Here is a 24,977-nt window from a genome sequence, read left to right as displayed (position 1 = left end):
CCATATCCATTTATACCACTAATTCGTCTTCACCGGTACGGGCGATCACGACGTCACCGGTATCCTCCAGGTGCCGGATGATGGAAACGATCTTCTGTTGAGACTCTTCCACGTCCTTAAGCCGGACCGGGCCCATAAATTCCATATCTTCCTTGAGCATCCCCGCGGCCCGCTTACTCATATTCCGGAAAATCTTATCCTGAACTTCGGTATCCACCGATTTTAAGGCCTTGGCTAATTCTTGGGAATCCACTTCCCGCAGAACCTTCTGAATATCCCGGTCTGCAAGCAATACAATATCCTCAAAGACGAACATCCGTTTTTTGATCTCCTCCGCCAGTTCAGGGTCCTCATCTTCCAGCGCCTCAATGATCTGCTTCTCCGATGAACGATCCACCAGATTAAGGATCTCCACGATACTCTCTACCCCTCCCGCGGCGGTATAATCTTCGTTAGACAAGGTGGAGAGTTTTTTCTCCAACACCCGTTCAACTTCCCGGAGTACCTCCGGACTGGTCCGGTCCATGGTAGCTATCCGTTTAGCCACATCACTTTGTACCTCATGGGGCAGGTTTTGTAATATGATCGAAGCCTTATTGGGCTCCAGGTACGCCAGGATCAGGGCGATGGTCTGGGGGTGTTCCTGCTGGATAAAGTTGAGAAGGTGGGCCGGGTCGGTACGCCGGATAAAATCAAAGGGCCGCACCTGAAGGCTTGAGGTAAGGCGGTTAATGATATCGATAGCCTTCTGGCTTCCCAGGGACTTCTCCAGGAGTTCCCGGGCATAATCAATACCCCCGGTAGTAATAAACTCATTGGCCATCATGAGTTCGGTAAACTCCGTTAAGATGGCATCCTTCTGTTCCGGTTCTATGGTTTCAAGCCGGGCAATTTCAAACGTAAGGGTTTCAATTTCATCTTCCCGGAGGTGCTTAAAAATTTCCGCAGAAATATCCGATCCCATACTGACCAGAAATATGGCTGCCTTCTGTCGGCCGGTAAATTCCTTTCCGCCCTTCTTTTTACCTCCCGCCGCTCCGCCGGAGGTACCGGATGTTGTTGTTTTTGCCATTTCCTATTCCTCCAAAAGCCAGGTTCTGATGAGCTGAGCCGCATCTTCGGGATGTTCCTTGGCCATATTGACCGCGTTCTCCTGAAGCTCCATCCGCTTCCGTTCTTCCACGGACATGGAAACTTCCACCCCTTCTTCTTCCGCCTGCCGTAACGCACTCTCCCGCATCATCTGATGCTGCCGGGAAAGTTCCTCCTCCCGCAGACGCCGGCGCCGCTCCAGCTCCCGGGAAATCAACCGGAAGGCCACAAAAGCGATAAGGATAACGACAAGCCCTGCCATAAAGACCAGAATAGTGGTCTGGATCTGCTTTGCCCGGAAGTAAGCCGCATCTTCTTCGGCAAACTGCCGGGTCCGGTCAAAGCGGATGTTTTCCACCGTAACCGCATCCCCTCTGGCTTGATTATAACCGATGGCGTTTTGAATTAACACCTCGGTAGCCCGCAGATCCTCCGGCGCAACCGGATTATATTCCCGTTCAATAGATCCGTCGGAAAGGATTACCGGATCTTTCTTTTCATCGTATTTCCATTTCCATTGGCCGTCGATATTTACCGAAACCGTAACCCGATCTATGGTGGGACTCCGTTCTTCCTGGATGGTGCGCTTGTTTATTTCCTCATTGTTGGTCAGCGTTTCTTGCCTAACCTTCCCATAGAGGTTGGACATATCCCGAAAAGCCGGGGTAGTCTGTCCCTCCGTACCCGGGGGGCCTTCGGGATTAAAGCCGGTCCCTTCCCATTCGGTGGAGGAGGTACTCTGGGACCGGGTGATGGACCGGACAAATTCGGAATCGTCATAGGGGGTATTGGGATTATCCGAGCGGATGGTGATGGGAAAGAATTCATCGGTATTGATGGCCTTCTGGGACATATCCATATCGATCTTGATATTAAGATCCCGGACCCGGTCTGTGGTATAGGTTTCCTGGAGGGATTTTAGAATAATCGCCCGGTAATGGGCTTCCAATTGGTGGATATACTTCTGCTGCCGTTCAATTAAATTTTGCCGGTCTATGTTGGCCATGCCTTCAAAGTCGTTAAGTACCAGACCGTTTTGATCGGTGATAACGATGTTTTCATCTTTAAGGCCCTCGACGGCAAATTTGAGGATCTTCTGGATTCCCTCTATTTTCTTGCGGTTTTCGGTAATATCACTGCCCGGCTTGGGGGTGATGATAACACTGGCGGTCACCGGGTTTTGATCCGCCTGGAAGAGTTCCCGCTCCGGGGGCACGATCACCACATCGGCGTTATCCACATCGTCCAGGGCTTTAATATGGTCGATTATCATCTGGGTGATGGCCCGCCGGAGGTTCACATTCCGCTCGAAATCGGTGATGGTCCACCGTTCCCGGTCAAAGATCGACCAGGGATCCGTTCCCGAGGGAATAAGGTCCTCCCGGATAAGAATAGACCGGAGCCGCCGGGCGGTTTTTTCATCCTGCACCAGGAGGATCCCTGCGGGAGAAACCGAGGTTTTAACCCCCTCATCGTTGATCCGGGCAACAATCCGATCCAGGGCTTCCTCATCCCGGATGGGTACGTCGATAACCGGCACCATGGTCGGCGAGGAAGACACCAATATCAATACGACCACCCCTACCACCGCCGCCAGGGCGATCCCGATGAGGACGATCCTTTGAACCAAAGACCATTTTCCCCACAGAGTTTTAATTTGGGTGATAAATTTTTTTATCCATTCCTTCATATTCCCCTCCCCAGAAGAACTTTTTTTTATTCAACCACCCGGGGTCTGCATTTTATTCCCCGATCACCATAATCCCGCCTTAGCGGGTATTAATAAGATCCCTCCAACCTTGAACAAGGCGGTTAAGAACAGTCCTGGTGATATTCAAGGACATACTTGCCTTTGCCTGGGCGATGGTTATATCGTGGGCATCCACGGTTCCCGGATCGGTCATGGCCACCTGCATTAAATTGCCGGGTGTCTGCTGTTGGGCGCTGACCATGTCCAGGGCTTTAAGCATAGTATCCTCAAAAGTACCGGAACGGAGTACCGCTTCGGCACCGATCTTATTTCCCAGGTCCGATAGGGCCTTACCATCGGCGGTAAATTTTTCCCGCCGGGAAACCATATGGTATGGATGGGTTACTCGCATGGGTACCTTATCCCCGGTAACTAATTCAGGCCGGTATATAGTCATCTATTATCTCCCTCCAATATCCAGGGCCCGCTGGAACATACTTTTGGACCCGTCTATAATCGAAGCGTTTGCCTCGTAGGCTCGGGATGCGGCGATCATATCCACCATTTCGGTAACAATATCCACATTGGGCATTTCCACATACCCTGCCCGGGGCCCGGTTTGAATCGCGTCCGGATGGGTCGGATCATATACAAAACGAGACTCGGTTTTGGTATCCCGCTGGATCTCTACCACCCGTACCCCCTGACCGGGACCGTTATCCAGCATTTCCGGCAGGAAGGGGGAACGCCAATAGGGCTCCTCAACCCGGGGCCGGAGGACCACCCGGCTTCGTTTATAGGGCCCCCCTTCGGTGGTCCGGGTGGTGGAAGCATTGGCAATATTATCGGCGATCACATCGGAGCGGAGCCGTTCGGCGCTCATCCCCGTAGCAGCTATTTGGATGGAGCTGAAAATTCCCATATTCTAACCTACCTTAATACCATATTGATTTGACTAAACTCAAAGGTTTCCGCCTGAGCCATGAGGGTATACAAAAGCTGATTTTCCAAGGCCGCCATGATCTCCTGTTCCGAGTCCACGTTGTTCCCGTTGTTTTTTGAGGTACTCACGTAATCCAAAACCCGCCGGGGTTGAACGTCCCGGTAATCCCGTTCCCGCCAGTTGGGGATATGCTTGGGATCCGTCAGGGTCAACTCCAGGGCGGGTCTGAGTTTTTCCGTTTCCAGGGCCCGTTTTAATTCACTTTCAAAATTTACCTCGGACCGTTTAAAATTAGGCACCTCCGCGTTGGCCAGGTTATTGGCAATAACACTACGCCTAAGGAGGTTGACATCCATGCCCCGGTGTATCATATCGACGGTTTTGGTAAAATTATTTTCTATATTCATCATATTCTCCCAAAAGTAAAACTTTTCTATATAAACTATCGGCGGATTATCGGTGCGGGGTAAGGAGTTAGAAAGAAGAAACTTAAAAATTTCCCTTCCCCTGCCTGTCCCTCCCTAGAGTATATACCTCCCCAGATCCTGATCTACCGCCAAATCCCCCAGTCGCTCATTCACATAGGCCTCGGTGATGGGTATCTTCGTGGGGCCCAGGTTGGGGGCTTCAAAGGAAAGCTCCTCCAACAGGGCTTCCATGATGGTATGCAGCCGGCGGGCACCTATATTTTCCAGCCGGGAATTAACATCCGCCGCCAGGACCGCCAGCCGCTCTATGGCTTCCGGGGTAAACTCAATTTCCACCTCCTCGGTACCCAGAAGATCAATATACTGTTTGGTCAAAGCGTTTTTTGGTTCCGTAAGGATCCGCAAGAATTCATCCTTCCCCAGGGATTCTAACTCTACCCGGAGGGGGAAACGACCCTGAAGTTCCGGAATCAGGTCCGAGGGTTTACTGATGTTAAAGGCACCGGCAGCCACAAAAAGGATATGGCTTGTATCTACCGGTCCCCACTTGGTATTTACCGTAGCCCCCTCCACAATGGGCAGAATATCCCGCTGAACCCCTTCCCGGGACACATCAGGGCCCCCTCCCCGATCCCCCTTGACGGCGATCTTATCGATCTCGTCAATAAAAACTATCCCCATCTCTTCCACCCGCTGCCGGGCCTCATCGCTTACCCGGTCCCGGTCTATGAGTTTTTCCGATTCTTCATTGGTTAGGATCTCCCGGGCCCGGCTTACGGTGAGGAGCTTTTTCTTTTTTCCTCCCCCGAAAAAACCCGCTATCCCCGAAAGGCTGGTTTCTAAATCCTCTATCCCTCCCCCCATCATTTCGATGGCAGGAAATTGCGGATTTTGATTTATGGTAATTTCCACTATCCGGTCTTCCAGTTTACCCTCCCGGAGCATGGCCCTGAATTTTTCCCTGGTGGAAGAAGCCTTTGCCGAAGCGGCATTTCTTTCCTCTCCCTCACCCACGGATGGTTCCACCACAGGCTCGTCGGTCCCGTGATCCGATCCCCGGTTCATCATGGCAGGGATCCCTACCTGGATAGCCGCCCCCATCAAACCCGGACCGGCCCCATTGTTCGGATTGATAGAAAAGGCTCCCACCGGTCTAACTACCGGCCCCTCAGGGGGGGTATGCTCGGTACTTTTTTTCCCCGTCCCCGGAAGTAAAAGATCCAACAACGCTTCCTCCGCCCGCTTCCGGGCCTCGGCATCGACCGTTTCCTGCATTTCCTGTTTTACCATCTGGACCCCCGCGGCCATGAGGTCCCGAATCATGGATTCCACATCCCTGCCCACATATCCCACTTCGGTATATTTGGTGGCCTCCACCTTGACAAAGGGGGAACCCGCCAATTTCGCGAGACGCCGGGCAATCTCGGTCTTGCCCACCCCGGTGGGACCTATCATGAGGATGTTTTTTGGGGCTATGTCTTCCCGGACCTCCGGCTCCAGTTTGAGCCGACGGATTCGGTTCCGTAGGGCCACCGCCACCGCCCGTTTGGCCTTTTTTTGGCCGATGATATATTTATCCAACTCGGCGACAATTTCCCGGGGGGTAAGCTCCTTCCGGAGAAGGGATAGATTTTTTGATTCCTTTCCGGGGGTTGCCGGTAATTCCGCCGGTCCCTTCTCAATATTTTCAGCCATTATTTATGCTCCTCCCCGGAACCCAGTTCCTCCAGGATAATTTGACTATTGGTATAGATACATATATCCCCCGCAATCCGCAGACTCCGCCGGGCGATCTCTGCGGCTGAAAGGGTACTGCCGTCCAAATAGGCCAATGCCGCGGAATAGGCGTAATTTCCCCCGGAACCTATGGCCAGGGCAGGCTCCGCAGGCTCTATTACATCCCCGGTACCGGAAATAAGTAGGGTCTTGGAGATATCCGCCACCAGGAGCAGAGCTTCCAGCCGCCTAAGGGAACGGTCGGTACGCCAATCCTTGGCCAATTCCACCGCCGCCCTGGCGAGATCCCCGGAGTATTCCTTGAGTTTTTCCTCAAAACGGTCAAAGAGGGTAAAGGCATCCGCAGTAGCCCCGGCAAAACCACACAACACCTTGCCGTCGTTGAGGCGCCGTACCTTACGGGCGTTATTTTTCATCACCGTCTCGCCCATGGTCACCTGACCATCCCCGGCCATGGCCACCTGTCCATTCCTGCGGACCGCCAAAACCGTGGTAGAACGGATCTGGTTACCGTGGAATTCCATTCTCAGTTTTTTCATAGGTTATTCCTTTTCCCCATGCCGTGGGGATGGGCCTTAAGATAGGTTCGCTTAAGCCGTTCCATATCCACATGGGTGTACCGCTGGGTGGTGGAGAGGCTTGCGTGACCGAGAAGTTCCTGAATCAAACGCACGTCACAGCCGGAATTAACCAAATGGGTAGCAAAGCTATGACGTAACGCATGGGGATGTACGTTTTTTTCCAGTCCCGACCGTTCCGCATATTTGGTTATTATCCACCGTACCCCGGGTACGGAAATCGGCCCTCCCTTACGGTTAACAAAAAGCCGATCCGTGGGTAGGGCCGCCTTAACCCGGGAAGCCCGCCCGGGAAGATAGGCTCCCAGGGCTTCCCGGGCTTCATCGGAAAAAAACACATACCGTTCTTTGTTCCCCTTTCCCATAACCCGGGCACCTGAAAGATCCCCCTCCAGACAGGACAGGGTAAGAGCCACCAGTTCCGATATTCGCAGCCCCGCGGAATACATGGTGAGGATCAGGGCTTTATCCCGGAGGGGCCATAAAATACCCGCCTTATCGGGGAGTTCCGCAAAACTCGCCATTTCCCCTTCCCAGAGAAAAGCCGGAAGCCGTTTTGCCGTTTTCAGGTTACGCAGATTCATGGAGGGATCATCGGATCTAAAATCAAACCGCTGAAGCCACCGATAAAAACCCCGAATGGAAGAAAGGGCCCGATTAACACTCACCGAGGCGATCCCTTCGGCGCTGAGGTCCGCGATAAAACCCTGCACCCCATGGGCGCTTGCCCCTTCGGGAGTCATCCCGTGGTTTTCACAGTAGGCTGAATAATTGGCCAGATCCTTACCGTAGGCCTGGATGGTCCTATCCGACACTCCCCGCACGGAACGAAGATAGGCCAGATAGGCTTCAACCAAATTATTTGCCTCCATCGGATTCCTCCTTATCAAAATCCTCGCTGCTATGCAGATAATCGCAGTCAGGATTGATACATGCCTTATGGTATCCGTTTTTTTTATCATATTTCTCCACCATAAATTGTCCGCACTTGGGACAATTTTGGTTGATCGGTTTAAAGTGGGTGATAAAATCACATGCCGGATAATTGGTACATCCGTAAAATTCCTTGCCCCGGCCCCGGGTTTTGCGGGCCACGATATCCCCGCCACAGCGGGGACATTTTGCCAGGGGGACAGACTTGGTGTTTCTACATTCCGGAAAACCCGAACAGGCCAGAAAAAAACCATACCGGCCGAGTTTTTTTACCATGGGCTTCCCGCATTTTTCACAGATATGATCGGTCACTTCGTCTAAGGTACCCTTAAAGGATTCCAGGGTTTTTCCTACCTCGTCAACCTGCTCCTTAAAGGGGTGATAAAAATTCCGGATCATGTCGGGCCAGCGGAGTTGACTTTCTTCCACTTCATCGAGTTTGGTTTCCATGGACGCGGTAAATCCTACATCCACTACATGGGGAAAATATTCCACCAGCATATCGCAGATCATCCTACCCAGGAGGGTGGGGACCAACTGCTTGTTGGACCGGGTCACATAGTACCGGTCCAGAAGGACCGATATTATAGGGGCATAAGTTGAGGGGCGGCCGATACCCTTTTCTTCCAGGGTTTTAACGATGGACGCGTCGGTATACCGGGCCGGTCCCTGGGTAAAATGCTGTTCGGGGTAGAATTTGTCCACCTTGACCTTGTCCCCGATTTTAAGAGACGGAACCGGGCTCCCCTTGTTTTCATTCGCCAAAAGTTTCATAACCCGGTAAAAACCTTTTTTGATAATCCGGGTCCCGGCGATACGGAAAATCGCCTCGCCGGCCTGGATGTCGATACTTATGGTCTTAGTTTTCGCGGGGTTCATCTGGCTTGACACAAACCGTTCCCAGATTATGGTATAAAGCCGGAGCTGATCCCGCGTAAGGTATTCTTTTACCTCCTCGGGGGTATAACCCATATAGGTAGGCCGAATGGCCTCATGGGCGTCCTGAGCTTTTTTCCCCAGGGTATATTCCACCGCCTTTTCCGGCAGGTCCTGGGAAAAATGTTCCCCAATCCAGGACCGGACCTCGTCCAGCGCGACCTGGGAGATCCGAACCGAATCGGTACGCATATAGGTGATAAGCCCCACCCGGGAATTGCCGATGTTTACCCCTTCATAAAGCTGTTGAGCTACCTGCATGGTTTTTTTACTGGTAAAACCCAGCCGGTTTGCCGCGGTCTGCTGGAGCTGGGAAGTGGTAAAGGGCGGCTTTGGCCGAATGGTTTTATCGGTTTCCCGAATATCGGAAACAAAACAATCGGCGTTGATTATCTTATCAATAATAACCGTAACCGCATCTTCATTTTTGAGTTCCGGTTTATTCCCCTGCCAGGACACGAGCTGGGCGGTAAAGGCGGATTTTCCTACCTTAAAATCCGCCTCCAGGGTCCAGTACTCTTCGGGAATAAAGGACTCTACCTCCTTTTCCCGTTCACAGATGAGCCTCAGGGCCACCGACTGTACCCGTCCCGCGGAAAGGCCGTTTTTAACCTTCTTCCACAGGAGGGGTGAAAGGTTATACCCCACCAAACGATCCAGAACCCGCCGGGCTTTTTGGGCGTTGACCTTGGACTCGTCGATGGTTGAAGGGTTAGCCACGGCGTCCTTAATCGCCACGGGGGTGATCTCGTTAAAGCTGATCCGTTGAATGGGTACCCGCTCGTTTTTCGCGGTAATGGCGTTCCGCAGATGATAAGCAATGGCCTCCCCTTCCCTATCATTATCACTGGCCAGGAGTACCGTATCCGCCTTTTTCGCGTCCCCCTGCAGTTCCTTTAGGATTTTCGCCCTTCCCCGGACGGTGATATATTCAGGTTCAAAATCATGATCCACATCTATGGCCATCCTGGATTTGGGGAGATCTATGAGATGACCCATGGATGCCTTTACCACGTAGGAAGGACCCAGGTATTTTTCTATCGTTTTAGCCTTGGCCGGGGATTCCACGATCACCAGGATCTTTTTATCCTTTGTTTTTTTGGGAGACCGCTTTTTTTCGATCGAATCTTTTTCGACTGTTTTATTTCGCTGAACTTTTTTTTCGGTTTTTACCGCCATTTTATTCCCATCCTCAAAGATCAATATTCAGTTTCCGGGCCAAGGACGATGCCAGCATAGCTCCCTGCAACGGCCGATCCCGGGGAAAAGTTTCTTCCGGGGGGGTCTCCAAAACAATCCCCCAATCCCGTAGGATCTCCGCCGCCCCGGAAATCACCCCGGCCCCTTCCTCGGCAAGCTTCCTGGTCCCTTCTCCCCGGGTGGAATTCATCCCCGATGAAGTAACCCAGAGGTCCCGGCCCTGTTCCAGGGCAAACCGGGCGGTGATCAGGGCTCCGGAAAAAGCGGGAGCTTCCACAATCACGGTCCCCCGGGCCAGGCCGGAAATAATCCGGTTCCGGGCCGGAAAATTCCATTTCCGCGGTCCGGTTCCCGGGGGATATTCACTTAAAATAGCCCCACCCCGATCAATGATCCGCCGGGCAAGGACCCGGTTTGCCCCGGGGTAAACCTCATCGGGACTTGAGCCGAGAACCGCCACCGTGGGAGCGCCCCCCTCAAGGTTCCCCCGGTGGGCCATGGCGTCGATACCCAGGGCAAGGCCGGAGACCACGGGAATTCCCGCATCCGCCAGGGCTTTGCCGATATCATACGCCTGGGAACCCGCCGCGGCAGTGGGCCGCCGGGTTCCGACCACCGCTACCAGGGGCCGCTCCGGATTCGGTAAAACACCCCGGTAAAAAACCAGGGCCGGGGGATCGTACAGTTCCCGGAGCAGGGGAGGATATTGGGATGAAATAAAGGATACACAAGCTATCCCCCGAATCCCCATAGTCCTGATATCCCTCTCCGCCTGTTCCCGGAGATCTTCTATACCGCCGTAAACCCGGAGGAGTTTCCGACCAAGAATATCCTCAATAACCCCCTTAGAAAGTATGGATAATCCTTCCTTCCGGTCAAATTCTTTATAAAGCAGGATCTGCTCCCGGGAATTTATCTCCGGAATGCGCCTGATGATCAGATCCCGCAACAAAAGCTCATCCATACAATGAATCCAATATGGTCTGCCGGTTGTTTTCCGCCTCAATCCGTTTGGCGGCATCCCGGGAAGTAGTGATGATCCGGTCGTATATATCCAAGGCATCCTGGTAATTATTCACCATGTAATAGGCCCGAGCCAACACAAACATGGCATCCACATCGTTCCGGGAAATTTCAAGGTACCGCAACAGGTGGGGTATGGCCTCCCGGGGCTTGTTCATCTCAAATACATAGAGGATACCGATGCCGTAACGAGGCCGGCTATATCCTTCATCCAATTCTATAGCCCGGAGGTAAGACTTTTCCGAAAGGGCAAAATATTCCTGGGCATCGGCATTCCCCTCCGCGGCACTAAAGGACGACTTTGCCACGATCCCTGCGGATATTCCCCGTTGATAGTGGACATAGGCATCTTCGGGGATATAATAAACCGCCCGTTCCAGGGCATTTAACGCTTCATGGTGCAGTCCGCGTTCCTGCAGCCGGGTAGCGAGGAGTTTCCAATACACCCCGGTCTGGGCAGCGTCGCGTACATGCTGCTCAATCAGTTCTTCATACAGCCTGATAGCTTCCCGAAGATCTTCTATGGTCCGGGGAGGAATATCCCGAGGACTGAGTTCTTTGATCTGGGCGATTAGGGAATCCCGGATCCTGATTTTCCGGAAGGTATAGATACCCCCTATCAGTAAAACCACGATAACCAGTACCATAAGACCTAAAAAAAACTCTTTCTTTATCTTCATCCTGCACCTTTAATTCAAATCCCGGTAAGGTTACGGCCGGGATAAATACCGCCGCAATTTCGGCATATACCGCCGGTGGCTTTCCCTGAGGAGGGAAACGTCCACATGGGTATAGATCTGGGTTGTGGCAATATCCGCATGTCCCAAAAGCTCCTGTACCGACCGGAGATCCGCCCCACCGGCGAGAAGCTCCGTAGCATAACTATGCCGCAGGGTATGGAGGGTCGAGGGAACCCCCGCCACCGTGGCCAGTTTCATATAGTTTTTCCATATTCCCTTTCGGGAAAGGCGTTTCCCCGTTTTACCAATAAACAGGGCGGGGGAACGGACCTTACCCGCCAAATAGGGCCTTGCGTCGGCCAAATACCGTTTAAGCCAGTAAGCGGCTTCTTCCCCAAAAGGTATCAACCGTTCCTTGTTTCCCTTCCCCAAAACCCGGGCAATTCCTTCGGTAAAATAAATGTCCTTTATATTAAGAAAAACGGCCTCGGAAACCCGGAGGCCCGCGGAGTAGATAAACTCAAATAAAGCCCTGTTCCGTAGTCCTATGGGGCTATCTACCGGCACCAAGGCAAGCATCCGGTCCACCCGATCCCGGTGAAGAACCTCAGGTAAATGGATTCCCCTTTTAGGGGATTCCAGAACCCGGGCGGGATTATCATCCCGCAGCCCTTCATCCGCCATATACCGGAAAAAGGACCTAAGGGAGGAAATTGCTTTAGCCACAGACCGGGAATCAAGGCAGCCCTTATCCCGGCGGAAATTAAGGTACTTCATGAGGGAGGAACTATCCGCCTCCTCAGGCAGCAACCGTTCCATCTCCAGCCATTCCAGAAAACGGCGGATTTCCACCTTATAGGTTTCCGCGGTTAAGAGGGATCGGCGTTCCAAAACGAGGAGCCACGTATAGTACCTATCCAGCAGACTTTGGCCATTCATAGCACTTATATATCCCGATTATCTGTTCCCGATTTTTCGGACAGTTCCTTTCCCCCGGAAAATTGATGGTCCCGGATAATGGTGGGTACCTCAAGGTAGTCTTCCCGGTAGTGGTTTCTGATGGTAAGCCCCGATTGTTTAGATCCTCCGCCGGTTAATGCCCCCCATTCATCAAGGCCAAAAAGATCGCTCTGCTCTTTTTTATCTTTTTCCGAATTTTGGATCTGGGAGTTTATCATGGTTTTCCGTTGAAAACCAGTGGCGATCACCGTAACTTGGAGTTTATCCCCCAAATTGGAATCCAGCGAGGTGCCGTAGATGATCAGCGCGTCCTGATCGGCTTTTTCGGTAACAATCTGGGCCACCTCTTCCAGTTCAATCAGGGTGAGGTTCTCCCCACCGGCAATATTGATCAGGATCCGCTGGGCTCCCTCCAGGGTGGTGTCTTCCAAGAGGGGGTTATCAATGGCGTTATTGGCGGCCAGGGCGGCGCGGTTTTCCCCGCTTCCGATACCGATCCCCATAAGGGCATCTCCCTGGCCATACATAATGGTCTTAATATCCGCAAAATCAATATTGACCAGGCCCGTCTCGGTGATCAGATCCGAAATGCCCTGTACCCCTTGCCGGAGTATGTCATCGGCGATAAGGAAGGCTTCGGGGATCGTGGTTTTCCGTTCCACCGAACTAAAGAGCCGCTGGTTGGGGATAACAATGAGGGTATCCACCGCTTCCCGCATCTTGGCGATCCCTTCTTCGGCCAAACGCATCTTATACCGGCCCTCGAAACTGAAGGGCTTGGTAACCACCCCCACAGTCAAGGCCCCGCATTCCCGGGCAACTTGGGCAATAACCGGCGCGGCCCCGGTTCCCGTACCCCCCCCCATACCGGCGGTCACAAAAACCATGTCCGCCCCTTTAATGGCATTGGCGATTATTTCCCGGTCTTCCATGGCGGCCTTTTCCCCGATCTCAGGTTTACCGCCGGCTCCAAGCCCGGCGGTAAGCTTTGAGCCAATGGACAAGGTAAACTCCGCCTTCGACCTGTTCAAAGCCTGCCGATCCGTATTGGCGGCGATAAACTCCACCCCCTGGACTTCACATTGAATCATGCGGTTAACCGCATTGCAACCGCCCCCCCCTGCGCCGATAACCTTGATAATCGTCCGTCTTTCATTGGCACTTTTTTCGTCCAATACTTGAATGTCCATAAAACCCCTCCCAAATCATTTTTTTTCCGATATTTTTAGGGCGTTCCCATCCGCCCCTATTGTGACGGTCCAAATCACGGCCTTAGGGCCATCGAATTTTGAAACCGGTCCAATTCAAAAAAATTCCTTTTTTAACCACTCTACCAGTTTACTGATAAGCGGCGCCTGCCCCTTTTCGTGGGAACGAATATCAATTCCCCGCTCGCCTCCCTGCTTTTCTTCCCGCAGGGCCCCTTCCAAAACCAGCCCCACGGCGGTGGCGTATACCGGACTCCGGTACTCATCAACTAAGCCCCCCACCGGCAGGGGTATCCCCACCCTGACGGGTAATTTAAAAACATGGGCGGCCAATTCGGCGGCGCCCAGGAGCTGGGCTCCCCCGCCACAGAGGACGACTCCCCCCCCCAGGGGCCGGGAAAGGGAAAGCTTATCCAGTTTTTCCTTCACCATAGTAAAGATCTCCTCCATCCGGGGGCGGATAATCGCCAGAAGCAGGGATCTGGGTATGGGCAGGGGGGGCCGTCCCCCAACCCCGGGAACGATGATATCATCGTCCCCTTCAAGGAATTCATCCCAGCAGCACCCCGCGTCCAGCTTGATCCGCTCGGCGGTTTCAAAGGCGATATTTTTGAGCATAGATATATCGCCGGTAACCTGGATACCCCCCGCGGGAATGGTGGTGGTCGAATAGGGGGTTCCGCCGGTATACACCATAACATTAGTCGTCCCCCCCCCCAAGTCTATCAGGGCTACCCCCAGTTCCTTTTCTTCTTCGGTGAGGACCGAACGGCCCGCGGCAAGGGATTGAAGGATCATGTCGTTAACCCTGAAACCAGCCCGGTTAACGCATTTCATGAGGTTTTGGGCGCTGGTCACGGAACAGGTTATGATATGAACCTCGGCCTCAAGACGAACTCCGATCATATCCAGCGGATCCCGGATACCCTTTTGGTCGTCCACAATATAACTCTGGGGGATTACCTCCAGAACCTGCCGGTCCATAGGAATAACCACTGCCCGAGCCGCTTCTAACACCCGATTAATATCTTCAAGGCCAATCTCCCGGGTTTCCCGGGTTTTTCCGGTAACCGCCACCACCCCCCGGGAATTAATTCCGTCGATATGACTTCCCCCAATGCCGGTCCAGCAAGAGTGGACCTCCCGGCCGCTCATCATCTCCGCCGCCTCAATAGCGGCGGCAACCGACTTGAGGGTGGCTTCGATATTTACCACCACCCCCTTTCGCAAGCCCGTGGAGGCACTTTTCCCCACACCGGTTATTTCGAGTGTTCCATTTTCATTGCGCTCGCCAATTACGGCGCAGACCTTGGTGGTGCCGATATCGAGACCCACCACTAAATCATCATTAGCCAGAGGATGCCTCCTTTAGGGTATAGGATGCCGTACCGGTTCTAAAATCAATTTCATCAACCTGAGTACCCTGCGAAACAATAACATCAATTGCCAGCATCATATATCGAAGCATATCTTCATTCAATTCCGCCGCAGCGCGGATCCTCACCGGGTCGTGCTTAGGATAGAGAATAAGGTCAAATCCATTGTAGGTTTTTTGGCGGATCCCAATCTCGGAAAAAGCGGTCAGCAGTTCAGGGGCGGAAGTATGGATCCGTTCCAAACTGGCGAGAAATCCGGCGAATGTCGGGGGAAGCCGCATTCCCAATACCGGCTCGTCCAAGGCAAACCCGGATATCAGGGGTATGGAAGAAGAAAGAAGTTCATCGCCCCGGCTGTTTCCGATTTTAAAGATCACCCCCTGTTTGTCAAAAAACACCGGGGTAATTTTTCCCCCTATTCTTGCCAGGGTAAAAGCAAGGGCTTTCCGGGGTTCAAGCACTATTACCACCGAATCGGGAAAATGTTTTATAACCGTGGCGGATTCAACCTGATGAAGCCCCTCCAACTGGGTTTCAACCATCGCGGCTTTTACCGTCATATATGAAGAATGGGAATTGATTCCCGCCCGGTTTAAAACCAGGTCCCGCTCAATATCCGGCATCCCCGTCACTTCCACCGCCTCCAAGGGCATACAGGGGCTGATAAAAAGAAACCAGCAGAGTTCCGCCCCCACCACCATCGCAAGGATAATAACGATCCGTTTAAGTTTTCTATCCAAAGCAGAAACATTTTTTTTGTCATGGGAAGCAGTATCTTCCGTATAGACATAATAATTAGCCAAAGTTTACCTCCGGGCCCCTAAAAATCCCGGTATTTCGGGACGGCTCAAATTCATGGGAAAGTCCTGAAACATTTACTATCAAACCGGCAATCAAAAGGGTCGTGGCCAGAGAGGAGCCGCCGGCGGAAAAAAACGGCAGGGGTATCCCCGTAGCGGGCAGAACCCCGGAAACTACCGCGACATTCAAAAGCATCTGGGAACTTATGGTGGTAACCAGTCCAAAGCTCAGGAGCCGCCCGAAGGTGTCTTCGGTCCGCAAAGATACCCGATACCCCCTCACCATAAAGATACCGAGGAGGAGGAAGAAAAACAGGACCCCAATAAAACCCGTTTCTTCCGCATAGGAAGAAAAAATAAAATCCGAATGTATCTCCGGCACACTGGATATTTTTCGTACCCCCTGGCCAATACCCTTACCCAAAAATCCTCCGGATTCTATGGTTAGGATGGAGGAATGGACCTGATAACCCGCACCCAGGGGTTCCCAGTCGGGCCAGATAAAACTGATAAGCCGCCGGAGGCGGTGTTCCTTGGTAAAAACAAGGAGAGCCGACAGGGGGCCCAGGATTGCCCCGGCGCCGATAAAATAACGGAACGGTACCCCGGCAAAGAAAAAAACAAAGAGGGCGTTTATCGCGATAAACAAGGCGGTGGAAAAGTTATTCTGTAAATAAATTAAAAAGAAAAAGAGCATAGTCACCATGGCAGGGGGTAATATTCCCGAAGAAAAAACCCGGATCTTATCCGCCTTTTTGGTAAACAGGTGAGCCAAATACAAGGGCAATACCAATTTAACCAATTCCGAAGGTTGATACGTATTAGAACCAATATGAATCCACCGGGCCGCGCCGTTTTTCATAACCCCAATACCGGGAACAAAAGTAAAAAGACACATCAAAATGGTTCCTAAAACCAGAGGGACAATACACTTTCGTAATATCCGCAGGGGTATCCGCAGAGCTAGAAAAAACAACAGGACCCCAAACACCCCAAAGACAAGCTGCCGGGAAAAAAAATACAAACCATCCCCCAAAAAACGCTCCCCAAAGGCATAGGAAGCGGAATACAGGGTAACCAGACCCACGCCGGTAAGAAGAATAATAACGGCTATCAAAAGATGATCGTAATGGTTCCCGTGACCTGCCGGTTCGACAACAAATTGGTTCATAAGCCTCGGTCCCCACTATTGAATTTTTAAGGTTGAAAGGGCTATAATCACAAACAAGCCTCCGAGGATCCAGAAACGAATAACCACTTTGGTTTCCGCCCAGCCGGATAATTCAAAATGATGATGTAGGGGGGCCATTTTAAAGACCCGTTTTTTCCGTATTTTATACATCATAACCTGCAGGATCACCGAAGCGGCTTCCAACACAAAAACGCCGCCGATGATAAGGATCAGGACCTCCTTCTTAATTATAAGAGAAATGGTGGCAATAACACCCCCCAAAGATAAACTTCCCACGTCTCCCATAAAGACTTCGGCCGGATGGGCGTTAAACCAAAGAAAGCCCACACAGGCTCCCACCACCCCAAGGCAAAAGACGGTTAATTCTCCGGCGCCTTTGATATAGGGGATCCCCAGATACGAAGAATAATCCACCCGGCCCGAAAGGTAGGTAAGGATAGCCAGGGCAATAAAAACCAGAATCAGGAGACCCGCGGCCAGACCATCCAAACCATCGGAGAGATTAACCGCGTTGGATTCTCCCACCACCAGGAGGACCGCAAAGGGGATCCAGAGCCTCCCCATATCCACCACCGGATTCTTAAAAAAAGGCAAATAGAGAAAAGTAACCCCTTCTTCCCCGGAAAAATAAAGAATAAACACAATGGTAAAGGCAAGCAAAAACTGAAAAGTCAATTTTGCCCATGCAGGAAGTCCCTCGGAATTGTGCCGTCGTACTTTAAGATAATCATCCAAGAAGCCCACGGCACCGAAACAAATAAGGGCCCCCAGGGTAAGCCATACTTTATCATTGTTCATATCTTCCCAGAGTAGCACCGCCACCGTCATGGAGATGATAATGAAAACCCCGCCCATGGTGGGGGTTCCGTTTTTTATCAGATGGGTCTCCGGTCCGTCCCCCCGGACAGACTGCCCAACCTTTAGCTTTCGCAGGGACTCGATAATCCGGGGACCAAACATAAAGCAGATAACGAGGGTTGTTAACGCCGCATAGGCCCCCCGAAAGGTGAGGTACTGCAGAATATTGAGAGGACTAAAATATTTAACCAGGGGATAAACAAATTTTAAAAACACCTAACCCTCCCATCAAACAAACTATCCATCGGTATGGGTGGTCCCCTTTATCCGAACCTGCAGTACTTCTTCGGGCTGCTTTTTGGATAATCCCAATTCATACTCGGCGATATACGCTATCCGTTCCGGGGAAGACAATACCGCAATTTCCATGATAAGCCGCTTATTGCTTTCTATCCATTCTTCCTGGATAGCTTCCAGATCCTTCACCTCTTGTTCCAATTCCGCATACCTGGTGGCCTGCCATACCGTAAGGCCCAACAACAAAGGAATCGTAAGGGTTACAAGATACAGAACCACCCGTCGTTTCATCACCGGCCATCCTCGTCAAGAACTTTTTCTGCCACCCGTAATTTGGCACTTCGGGAAGGGGGATTGTTTTTTACCTCGTCTTCCCTGGGGGATACCGCCTTGCGGGTTAAAAGATTAATAATCCGACGTCCCCCACATCTACATATCGGCGCTTCCGGGGGACAGGTACAGTCCTTGTTTTTCTCCCGAAAATAATTCTTCACCACCCGATCTTCCAGGGAATGAAAACTGATAACCCCCAAACGTCCCCCAGGTTCCAGAGCTTCCAACGCCGCCTCCAGAAGATCCGGCAGCTGGGATAATTCTCCGTTTACCGCTATCCGCAGGGCCTGGAAGGTCCTGGTAGCCGGGTGTGTCGCCCCCCGCCGGTAAGCGGCAGGAACCGCCCGTTCCACGATTTCCGCCAAAACCGCGGAACTGGTTATGGCCGCATGGGAGCGGGCTTCGATAATAGCGCGAGCGATACGCCGGGAATACCGCTCCTCCCCGTAATTATAGATGAGATCCGCCAGTTCCTTTTCCGAGAGCCGGGCCAGGATCTGCGCCGCCGGGATCCCCCGGTTGGGATCGATCCGCATATCCAATACCTCATCCTTGCTGAAACTAAAACCCCGATGGGATTTTTCATAGTGATACCGGCTTACCCCCAGATCCAAGAGGATGGTATCGGGCCGTTTAATATCCCGGGGAATATCCGCGAAAAATTCCTGGGACCATCCGGGGTAAAAATGTATCCGCACTCCAAATTCCTTAAGCCGTTCCCGGGCGACCTTCTGTATATCCCTATCCGCGTCGATTCCTATTATCCGCAGCTTGGGGAAACGGGACAAAAAGGCATAACTATGTCCCCCTTCTCCCAAGGTGGCATCCACCATGAGTTCTTCATCGGAACGGGGCCCGAGGTAAAAAATAGTTTCTTCCAGCAAAACCGGGGTATGAATAATTTCCATAGTTATTCTTTACCTTCTTCGGGATCAAGTCCCCCCGGAGAAGCATGCTCCGCTTCCCCGACATTTGAACCCAATTCTTCAAAACTCATTCTGAATTCCGTTTCGGTGGAACCCCTATAGTTCCGGTATCGGTCGATGTTCCATATTTCCATATAGTCCAATTGCCCCAATATCACACAGTCCTTGGAAAGTCCCGCAAAATCCCTAAGGCTTTGGGGGATAGCGATACGACCGGCCTTGTCAATTTCCACTTCCTGGGCAGGACCGATTATCCGCCGCCTGACCACCCGGGAACTGGCCTTAAAAATGGAAGTGGAATTCAAAACCTTTTGCAACAGATCTTCCCAGAATTCGGGAGGACATACCCATATACAATCCTCTCCACCCTGGGTTAGGAAGACCCTATTGCCCGGTAAAATGGAACGAAACCGTGAGGGGAGGCTCACCCGGCCTTTATCATCTAAGGTGTTATTAAATTCCCCTATTAATAAATCCATTCCACTTTTTCCTATCTTTTCCCATTTTTTCCTAATTTATCCCACTTTCTTATATTACATTCATAAATTTATGCAGGTCAATCCTTTATTTCAGAAAAAATTATAAATAGTAACTTTTTTTTTGCAGGATACTACACGGCCGTTTAGGACTTTGATGTTTTTGACCCGGCCACGGCCGAATACAAACGGATCGGACCTATCTTGTATCGGAGGAAGCAGCCCGGTATGATCAGTTTATGTTTCTGAATGAATATTTTATCGTTTTTCCCGAAGGGGATGTCCAGGAGATTCGGGGACGGCTCTCCCTGAATGAGATAGTGGATATAAACGGTAATCCCCTGGACCTTCCCCTGAAGACCAACCGGATGATCGCCTTCAGGGTCAGCCGGATCAAGGTAAACGAAAACCGGGGAGGGAATGAAACCCTCCATTTTTTGGAACTCCTCAGCGCCCAAGAACTCCTGGCCTATACCGGAAACCGTCTATGAAAGGAATCGGGACCGCGGGTGAAAGCGGTCTTCACCGGGCCCTTAAATTCCGCTATGCCGGCGAAGGGGGGCGGACCGAAATCCCCTTAAAGGGGTATATTTGTGATGGCGTAACCGAGGGGGGGGAATATATTGAAGTTCAAACCGGTAGTTTTAAACCCCTTCGGGACAAGGTTGAAAAACTAACCGAAGCCGGTCCGGTCCGTATCATCCACCCTATTATGGTCACAAAATACCTGGAGCTTTTTGACACGGAGGGAACCCTGCTCTCCCGCAGAAAAAGCCCCCGAAAGGGAACCCCCTGGGACCTCTTCAATGTCCTGGTTTACGCCCCGGACCTTCCCGAAATTCCGGGGGTAACCATAGAGCTTGCCCTGGTGGAGGTATCCGAGCAGCGGGTCCGGGACGGCCGGGGTTCCTGGCGGCGCCGGGGGGTTAGTATCGCCGGGCGGGAACTCCTGGTTCACCATGGCTCTATCCCGCTGGGCAGCCCCGGGGACTACCGGTATTTTGTCCCCTTTCAGCGCGACGAGACCTTTACGGTCCGCTCCCTGGGGGACAAAACGGGGATTCCCCCTACCCTGGCGGGAAAAACCCTCTATGTCCTTACCCGGCTTTCCGTCACGACCCGGATCGGAAAAAAAGGCCATGCCTGGGTCTATCGTTTAACCGGTATGGAAAATCTTGAGCCTGGACCTCTACCAATAGCGGCGTCCGGTCCCTGAGAATCAATAGTGACCATTTAACTATTCATGGGAAGGCTCAAGTTATCGTCGGGGGGAAAAATATCCGGCGCCTACACCGTAGGCGCCGGGGAAACAAATTACCAGGCATCCGCCATATCGTCGGCATCCCGGTTGTTCTCGGCAAAAAGATCCGTCACCGCTCGAAGATCATCAAAATAAACATAATAGCTTCCGTAAGTTTCCATCGGATCACAGTCAATCCGGAATCCGGTGATCTTAAGGCCCAGTTGATTGTTGTAATGATAATTCCGCTGAACAATGCCGTTTATACCGTCCGCCGCCTGGGGGGGAACCGCCACAGTGAGTTTTTTCCAGCCCTGAAAATTGAGTTTACCCACATAAAGCTCAAAGGGACGGCCGAAATAATCCTGAAGCAGGATCTTCAGCTCATGGTTATAATTACGTCCCGCCACCCAAAGGGAAATTGTTTTGGTAATCCCCTCAATCGGAATAGGCCGCATCGGGAAAATAGTAAAACTGGAATGACCCCTGCGGAGAAAGTCCACTTTAGTACCCAGGACATACTGATCGGGGATATTAAGTCCCTCCTCCTCCTCCAGCGGCACCTTATTTTGGGGACTCCCGCTAAAAAGCCGGGTCCTCGTGTATCCCTCATCGGTTGACATGGAAGAGAGCCAATACCCATCATGCTCAAATTTATCCACCGATATTTCCTTTAACTGCTGCTGGGCCGCGTCAACTCCGATCCGTTCGGCATTGGGGGCGCCAATTTCATTTTGCTGGGCAAAGAGAAACCCCGCACTATACAGAACCAAAGCTGCGATAAAAATACGTTTCATAACGGCCTCCTTATTAATTATTGGAACTAGCAGCCCAAAGATCCTGTACCCGCTGAGGATCCGCTAATTCGTCACCATCATATCGATGCTCAAAGATATCGGTTAATACCTTCAAATGATTAAAATAAACATAAAAATTATTCACCTGCTCTGCGGGGGGGGTCCAGAGACGGAATTTTACCAGCGTTAAGGAGGTTAACCGGGGCAACACCCGCTTTATTTGAGGAATATAACTGGGAACGGCAACCCGCAGATCCTTCCACCCCTCATATGCCAGACTACCCATATTGAGGACATGGACTATCCCCGTATAATCCCGGACATACACTTCAAGCATATAATTAAGATTGGAGCCCCATACCCACACATCCAGTTCCTTAACCCGGCCCGGTATCGGTATTTCCGCAGGGCCCGCGTCATCTCCCCCGTCGGCCGCCACAGGGTACACATCTATCCAATTATACCCTTGCCGATCAAAACGGCCCCAAATACCAAGACTTGTTTGTTCCTCGTCCGCAACCCTTATGGCCGTCGGTCCAAGACCCACTTGGGTTATCTTGGGAAAGGTGTCCGCATCTGTTTTGGTGGCAAATTTACTAGCCTCAACCCTCCAGGTATACCCATTGCTACCATCAAAAAGATCCAGATCCCTGGATTGAAGATTAACGATGGCTTCATCGCCAAATGCCAAAACTACCGCGATAAATGCCAAAAAAATAAAGCATACAGTCCGGTAACTTCCTTGTTTCATCCCATACTCCTTTTCCAATCATTGGGGAATTAGGTCTGTTACGATTATATTTCCTCACGGGATCTTTGTCAAATACTTAACCCCATTTTACCATGAAAAAATAACAATACCCTTTTAATTATCGGCCATCGGGGGCTTTTTTTTAGTTGATTTTTTAAAAAATAAGGCAATTTCAAATTCCAGCCATGATTTTGAAGCAGCCCGAGACTTGGCAGGAAAAAGCGGACCGCCCGCATGGGGGCTTAACCGTTTTTTCCAAGGCCTTTCCCAAAATACCGACTTTGAGGAAAGATACGGCATTTACGGAGTTACCTGTTTTTGGCGGATCAAATTTTTTAGTTCCGTTGCCAGGGTCTTTTCCTGAATTCTCCGGCCCAAAACCGATATTTTTGAAGGGATTATCCCCTCCTTTCCTCCCTGGACCAGGATGTCGATCGCTTCCTTTGCCAACGCCCAGGGGGAATCATCAAAAACAAGCTTTACATCCTGGGAACTTAGCGCCGGATCCATCCATGAAAAAAGGACCACCGGTATTTTTATCCCTCCCGTCAAAAAAGATGGGGGGGTTCCGGTCATTACCACGGAAATACCCGTCCGGGAACTTAAATCCGCATAAACATTCATATAGAGGGGTTCCTTCGTATATTCCCCGGCCCGGAGCCCCTCCAAAAAGGCATCCCTATCCGCCCGGGTAATAAAAGGATCCGGAAATACAAAAACCTCCTCCTCGGATTGAATAAAAGCCGCCACACAAAGACCGGCCCGGTACATATCCAGGACCGTATCGGTTCCGAAAAAGAGGAGCCCCTCCTCCTGGGGGGGGGCAAGCCGGCCTCCGAGAACCACCGCGGTAATGTCCGGATGTTGGCGGACATACCGCCGGGCGCCCTCGCTGTACCGGAAGGGGAACAATACGCAAAAGGGTCTGGCCGAGGCCGCTTCCACGGCAAAGGGCACCGCATCCTGATCGGCGTTTTCTCCGATGGAAACCGGTTTTACCGGCCGGAAAAACCGGAAAGAGAGTTCCAGCCGTTTTTCCCAGGTTCTCCAGCGGCCATACAGGGCGTTAAAAAAAGGATCCGTTACCACAAGCACCGGGGAACGGGAAAAAAAAATCCCCGCTCCCAAGAGTGGAATAAAAACAACTATACCCCATAAAATTATTTTTTTCTTGTATTTCCTAAACCCCATAACGGAACCAATCAACAACCTCGCCCGAAGATCAGGGTATTATCCCTCAACACGGATAAAAACCGCCGATCAAGGCAGTCAGTTTGGCTGGTCCCCCTGCACGGCGATGATATAGGCCGTCTCGTCCAGTTCGTTGTCAAGACATTCCACCTTTAAATAGTAGGTCCCCGGCTGAAGATTTACGGTAAGGAGGGAATCCAGGGATTCACCGCCGTCGTCGTCCTCATCGATCCAGTCCTGGTTTGCATCATAGAGCTCAAGGTAAGTATCAAGCTGGTCAGTATGAATTCCCCGGGCCCGGATGGTATAGCGGCCGGCTTGCCGTATCTCGAATTTAACCCAATCCACATCGCTGCCTGAATGAAAATTGTGCTGCTGGGATATTCCCGTGGTTATCGTTTTGGCGGAAGAAAAATCATCGTCCATCTCGTATTCATCGGGAGAAACAGGACGCTGCTCGGTAAAAAAAGCGCGAAAACCGTAAGCTCCCGTGTCATCGCCATACCCCCGTACCCGGACAATATAACGGCCCCCGGCCGTCACCTGGTACTGGATACGGGCATTTTCACTTGTCCCCCCATCATCATTTTCCGCCAGGGGTCTTTCCGAGTCTGCCTCGAAGAATTCCATAACCGTATCCATATCCCCGGTAGTTTCCATCCTCAAAACCCCGTCTTGATCCGGCAGGAAGATAAAATAATCCACATCGCCGCGGTCGTGAATCGTGCGGTTGATAAGGGGCCTATCCTCGCCGATGGCTATTTCTACCGGAAGAGGGGTTTCCCGGCTGTCGGTTTCATAGGAGTCCCAAGGAACCGTGACGGAGCTTCCGTTCCTGTCCTCCGAAAGCATCTGCACCAGATTTTCAGTACGGGCAAAATCCGCATGCAGGCCGGCCACCATCGCACGGTCCCCGATACGGAAGATCCGGGTATAAACCCGAATGACGCCGGCAACCTCGACGATTTCGCCGGAGATCATCAAATCAGCGGCGGAGGCGCCGGAAAGCAGGGTAAAGGACCGGCCCGGCAGATTCGTTAATTCCTCGGTAAGCTGGGCGGCCCAATAGAAACCGAGGGATGGAACCCCATTCCGGTAGGGCCACTGACCAATAATGATTTTCTGGGCCGGTCCGGCGGGGATTCGATTGCTTATATCAAGGGCAGTGCCCTTAGCCCCATGGTCTAACTCCTCCAGACCCCTCCCGGGGGTCTGACCGTATAGAACGGGCAGGATAACAAAAAAACAAAAAATCAACAGCAGATGTTTGATAATAACTCTCCTTCAGCTCTTAATGGTAATCAGTGTACCTTTAACCCGGCGGTTTGTCAATGAAACCGGGGACAGGACATTGACATTGATGATTGATCCTGTTCCGCCGGTATTGGGAGG

The 24,977-nt window shown here is 51.7% G+C and carries 26 protein-coding genes; 2 read left to right on the top strand and 24 right to left on the bottom strand.

Annotated features, from left to right (window positions below):
* Positions 1-10 precede the first annotated feature (10 nt).
* The 20 genes from fliG to mraZ form a co-directional block, all read right to left on the bottom strand.
* A complete protein-coding gene (fliG, locus tag LQZ21_RS00440) occupies positions 11-1,072 on the bottom strand; it encodes a flagellar motor switch protein FliG (RefSeq protein WP_411042119.1) in 1,062 nt (353 codons plus the stop codon).
* A 3-nt stretch (positions 1,073-1,075) separates the two neighbouring features.
* Entirely contained in the window at positions 1,076-2,782 is a 1,707-nt protein-coding gene (gene fliF / locus LQZ21_RS00435) for a flagellar basal-body MS-ring/collar protein FliF (protein WP_411042118.1), read from the bottom strand.
* Positions 2,783-2,861: 79 nt separating this feature from the next.
* A complete protein-coding gene (fliE, locus tag LQZ21_RS00430; protein ID WP_411042117.1) occupies positions 2,862-3,239 on the bottom strand; it encodes a flagellar hook-basal body complex protein FliE in 378 nt (125 codons plus the stop codon).
* 3 nt (positions 3,240-3,242) lie between these two features.
* Complete coding sequence (gene flgC / locus LQZ21_RS00425) at positions 3,243-3,704, bottom strand: flagellar basal body rod protein FlgC (RefSeq protein WP_411042116.1); 462 nt, start codon at positions 3,702-3,704, stop codon at positions 3,243-3,245.
* Positions 3,705-3,712: 8 nt separating this feature from the next.
* Positions 3,713-4,132 carry a flagellar basal body rod protein FlgB gene (gene flgB / locus LQZ21_RS00420; protein WP_411042368.1) on the bottom strand — a complete coding sequence of 140 codons (420 nt, stop codon included), beginning with the start codon at positions 4,130-4,132 and terminating at the stop codon, positions 3,713-3,715.
* A gap of 114 nt (positions 4,133-4,246) precedes the next feature.
* Entirely contained in the window at positions 4,247-5,848 is a 1,602-nt protein-coding gene (gene hslU, locus LQZ21_RS00415; protein ID WP_411042115.1) for an ATP-dependent protease ATPase subunit HslU, read from the bottom strand.
* Positions 5,848-6,429: an ATP-dependent protease subunit HslV gene (gene hslV / locus LQZ21_RS00410; RefSeq protein ID WP_411042114.1), complete on the bottom strand. Its 582-nt coding sequence runs from the start codon at positions 6,427-6,429 to the stop codon at positions 5,848-5,850. Before hslV ends, hslU begins: the two co-directional genes overlap by 1 nt.
* Positions 6,426-7,340 (bottom strand): tyrosine-type recombinase/integrase, encoded by a 915-nt coding sequence (locus LQZ21_RS00405; protein WP_411042113.1) that lies wholly within the window; start codon positions 7,338-7,340, stop codon positions 6,426-6,428. The genes hslV and LQZ21_RS00405 overlap by 4 nt, the downstream gene beginning before the upstream one ends.
* Complete coding sequence (gene topA / locus LQZ21_RS00400; protein WP_411042112.1) at positions 7,327-9,516, bottom strand: type I DNA topoisomerase; 2,190 nt, start codon at positions 9,514-9,516, stop codon at positions 7,327-7,329. The genes LQZ21_RS00405 and topA overlap by 14 nt, the downstream gene beginning before the upstream one ends.
* A 13-nt stretch (positions 9,517-9,529) precedes the next feature.
* Positions 9,530-10,501 (bottom strand): DNA-processing protein DprA, encoded by a 972-nt coding sequence (gene dprA, locus LQZ21_RS00395; RefSeq protein ID WP_411042111.1) that lies wholly within the window; start codon positions 10,499-10,501, stop codon positions 9,530-9,532.
* Entirely contained in the window at positions 10,494-11,240 is a 747-nt protein-coding gene (locus tag LQZ21_RS00390) for a tetratricopeptide repeat protein (RefSeq protein ID WP_411042110.1), read from the bottom strand. Before LQZ21_RS00390 ends, dprA begins: the two co-directional genes overlap by 8 nt.
* A 30-nt stretch (positions 11,241-11,270) precedes the next feature.
* Positions 11,271-12,179 carry a tyrosine recombinase gene (locus LQZ21_RS00385; protein ID WP_411042109.1) on the bottom strand — a complete coding sequence of 303 codons (909 nt, stop codon included), beginning with the start codon at positions 12,177-12,179 and terminating at the stop codon, positions 11,271-11,273.
* 5 nt (positions 12,180-12,184) lie between these two features.
* Positions 12,185-13,390 carry a cell division protein FtsZ gene (ftsZ, locus tag LQZ21_RS00380; RefSeq protein ID WP_411042108.1) on the bottom strand — a complete coding sequence of 402 codons (1,206 nt, stop codon included), beginning with the start codon at positions 13,388-13,390 and terminating at the stop codon, positions 12,185-12,187.
* 114 nt (positions 13,391-13,504) lie between these two features.
* A complete protein-coding gene (gene ftsA, locus LQZ21_RS00375) occupies positions 13,505-14,764 on the bottom strand; it encodes a cell division protein FtsA (protein ID WP_411042367.1) in 1,260 nt (419 codons plus the stop codon).
* The gene (locus tag LQZ21_RS00370; RefSeq protein ID WP_411042107.1) at positions 14,757-15,587 is read right to left on the bottom strand and encodes a cell division protein FtsQ/DivIB; all 831 of its coding nucleotides are present in this window, start codon (positions 15,585-15,587) and stop codon (positions 14,757-14,759) included. Before LQZ21_RS00370 ends, ftsA begins: the two co-directional genes overlap by 8 nt.
* On the bottom strand, positions 15,580-16,755 hold the full coding sequence (gene ftsW, locus LQZ21_RS00365; RefSeq protein WP_411042106.1) for a putative lipid II flippase FtsW: 1,176 nt from the start codon (positions 16,753-16,755) through the stop codon (positions 15,580-15,582). The genes LQZ21_RS00370 and ftsW overlap by 8 nt, the downstream gene beginning before the upstream one ends.
* A 15-nt stretch (positions 16,756-16,770) precedes the next feature.
* Entirely contained in the window at positions 16,771-17,850 is a 1,080-nt protein-coding gene (gene mraY, locus LQZ21_RS00360) for a phospho-N-acetylmuramoyl-pentapeptide-transferase (RefSeq protein WP_411042105.1), read from the bottom strand.
* Between the two features lie 21 nt (positions 17,851-17,871).
* On the bottom strand, positions 17,872-18,162 hold the full coding sequence (locus tag LQZ21_RS00355) for an FtsB/FtsL family cell division protein (RefSeq protein WP_411042104.1): 291 nt from the start codon (positions 18,160-18,162) through the stop codon (positions 17,872-17,874).
* Positions 18,162-19,112 (bottom strand): 16S rRNA (cytosine(1402)-N(4))-methyltransferase RsmH, encoded by a 951-nt coding sequence (gene rsmH / locus LQZ21_RS00350; protein WP_411042103.1) that lies wholly within the window; start codon positions 19,110-19,112, stop codon positions 18,162-18,164. Before rsmH ends, LQZ21_RS00355 begins: the two co-directional genes overlap by 1 nt.
* Before the next feature lie 2 nt (positions 19,113-19,114).
* Positions 19,115-19,609: a division/cell wall cluster transcriptional repressor MraZ gene (gene mraZ / locus LQZ21_RS00345; protein WP_411042102.1), complete on the bottom strand. Its 495-nt coding sequence runs from the start codon at positions 19,607-19,609 to the stop codon at positions 19,115-19,117.
* Positions 19,610-19,845: 236 nt separating this feature from the next.
* On the opposite strand from mraZ, the gene LQZ21_RS00340 reads away from it, so the two are divergent.
* On the top strand, positions 19,846-20,097 hold the full coding sequence (locus LQZ21_RS00340) for a hypothetical protein (RefSeq protein WP_411042101.1): 252 nt from the start codon (positions 19,846-19,848) through the stop codon (positions 20,095-20,097).
* A complete protein-coding gene (locus LQZ21_RS00335; protein WP_411042100.1) occupies positions 20,094-20,822 on the top strand; it encodes a DUF8091 domain-containing protein in 729 nt (242 codons plus the stop codon). The genes LQZ21_RS00340 and LQZ21_RS00335 overlap by 4 nt, the downstream gene beginning before the upstream one ends.
* Positions 20,823-20,920: 98 nt before the next feature.
* Here the strand turns inward: LQZ21_RS00335 and LQZ21_RS00330 are convergent, their stop codons facing one another.
* From LQZ21_RS00330 to LQZ21_RS00315, 4 genes are all read right to left on the bottom strand, one after another.
* Positions 20,921-21,643, bottom strand: coding sequence for a flagellar filament outer layer protein FlaA (locus LQZ21_RS00330; protein WP_411042099.1), 723 nt, complete (start codon positions 21,641-21,643; stop codon positions 20,921-20,923).
* Positions 21,644-21,656: 13 nt separating this feature from the next.
* Complete coding sequence (locus tag LQZ21_RS00325; protein ID WP_411042098.1) at positions 21,657-22,394, bottom strand: flagellar filament outer layer protein FlaA; 738 nt, start codon at positions 22,392-22,394, stop codon at positions 21,657-21,659.
* A gap of 300 nt (positions 22,395-22,694) precedes the next feature.
* On the bottom strand, positions 22,695-23,522 hold the full coding sequence (locus LQZ21_RS00320) for a hypothetical protein (protein ID WP_411042097.1): 828 nt from the start codon (positions 23,520-23,522) through the stop codon (positions 22,695-22,697).
* A 141-nt stretch (positions 23,523-23,663) separates the two neighbouring features.
* Complete coding sequence (locus LQZ21_RS00315) at positions 23,664-24,842, bottom strand: PPC domain-containing protein (protein WP_411042096.1); 1,179 nt, start codon at positions 24,840-24,842, stop codon at positions 23,664-23,666.
* Positions 24,843-24,977 lie beyond the last annotated feature (135 nt).

It is taken from the genome of Treponema sp. TIM-1 (assembly GCF_046533115.1).
In the GTDB taxonomy this organism is placed as follows: Bacteria; Spirochaetota; Spirochaetia; order Treponematales; family Breznakiellaceae; genus JAIRMO01.
This window is presented reverse-complemented; position numbering and strand designations above follow the sequence as displayed.

What these genes read in the sequence shown, in the direction of transcription:
- LQZ21_RS00330 (WP_411042099.1), bottom strand. Translation starts at nt 21,643, where the DNA reads ATGAAACGTATTTTTATCGCAGCTTTGGTTCTGTATAGTGCGGGGTTT.
- LQZ21_RS00335 (WP_411042100.1), top strand. Translation starts at nt 20,094, where the DNA reads ATGAAAGGAATCGGGACCGCGGGTGAAAGCGGTCTTCACCGGGCCCTT.
- flgC (WP_411042116.1), bottom strand. Translation starts at nt 3,704, where the DNA reads ATGGGAATTTTCAGCTCCATCCAAATAGCTGCTACGGGGATGAGCGCC.
- topA (WP_411042112.1), bottom strand. Translation starts at nt 9,516, where the DNA reads ATGGCGGTAAAAACCGAAAAAAAAGTTCAGCGAAATAAAACAGTCGAA.
- flgB (WP_411042368.1), bottom strand. Translation starts at nt 4,132, where the DNA reads ATGAATATAGAAAATAATTTTACCAAAACCGTCGATATGATACACCGG.
- ftsZ (WP_411042108.1), bottom strand. Translation starts at nt 13,390, where the DNA reads ATGGACATTCAAGTATTGGACGAAAAAAGTGCCAATGAAAGACGGACG.
- LQZ21_RS00390 (WP_411042110.1), bottom strand. Translation starts at nt 11,240, where the DNA reads ATGAAGATAAAGAAAGAGTTTTTTTTAGGTCTTATGGTACTGGTTATC.
- LQZ21_RS00340 (WP_411042101.1), top strand. Translation starts at nt 19,846, where the DNA reads ATGTTTCTGAATGAATATTTTATCGTTTTTCCCGAAGGGGATGTCCAG.
- LQZ21_RS00385 (WP_411042109.1), bottom strand. Translation starts at nt 12,179, where the DNA reads ATGAATGGCCAAAGTCTGCTGGATAGGTACTATACGTGGCTCCTCGTT.
- rsmH (WP_411042103.1), bottom strand. Translation starts at nt 19,112, where the DNA reads ATGGAAATTATTCATACCCCGGTTTTGCTGGAAGAAACTATTTTTTAC.
- LQZ21_RS00355 (WP_411042104.1), bottom strand. Translation starts at nt 18,162, where the DNA reads ATGAAACGACGGGTGGTTCTGTATCTTGTAACCCTTACGATTCCTTTG.
- fliE (WP_411042117.1), bottom strand. Translation starts at nt 3,239, where the DNA reads ATGACTATATACCGGCCTGAATTAGTTACCGGGGATAAGGTACCCATG.
- hslU (WP_411042115.1), bottom strand. Translation starts at nt 5,848, where the DNA reads ATGGCTGAAAATATTGAGAAGGGACCGGCGGAATTACCGGCAACCCCC.
- hslV (WP_411042114.1), bottom strand. Translation starts at nt 6,429, where the DNA reads ATGAAAAAACTGAGAATGGAATTCCACGGTAACCAGATCCGTTCTACC.
- LQZ21_RS00405 (WP_411042113.1), bottom strand. Translation starts at nt 7,340, where the DNA reads ATGGAGGCAAATAATTTGGTTGAAGCCTATCTGGCCTATCTTCGTTCC.
- LQZ21_RS00325 (WP_411042098.1), bottom strand. Translation starts at nt 22,394, where the DNA reads ATGAAACAAGGAAGTTACCGGACTGTATGCTTTATTTTTTTGGCATTT.
- fliG (WP_411042119.1), bottom strand. Translation starts at nt 1,072, where the DNA reads ATGGCAAAAACAACAACATCCGGTACCTCCGGCGGAGCGGCGGGAGGT.
- fliF (WP_411042118.1), bottom strand. Translation starts at nt 2,782, where the DNA reads ATGAAGGAATGGATAAAAAAATTTATCACCCAAATTAAAACTCTGTGG.
- ftsW (WP_411042106.1), bottom strand. Translation starts at nt 16,755, where the DNA reads ATGAACCAATTTGTTGTCGAACCGGCAGGTCACGGGAACCATTACGAT.
- mraZ (WP_411042102.1), bottom strand. Translation starts at nt 19,609, where the DNA reads ATGGATTTATTAATAGGGGAATTTAATAACACCTTAGATGATAAAGGC.
- dprA (WP_411042111.1), bottom strand. Translation starts at nt 10,501, where the DNA reads ATGGATGAGCTTTTGTTGCGGGATCTGATCATCAGGCGCATTCCGGAG.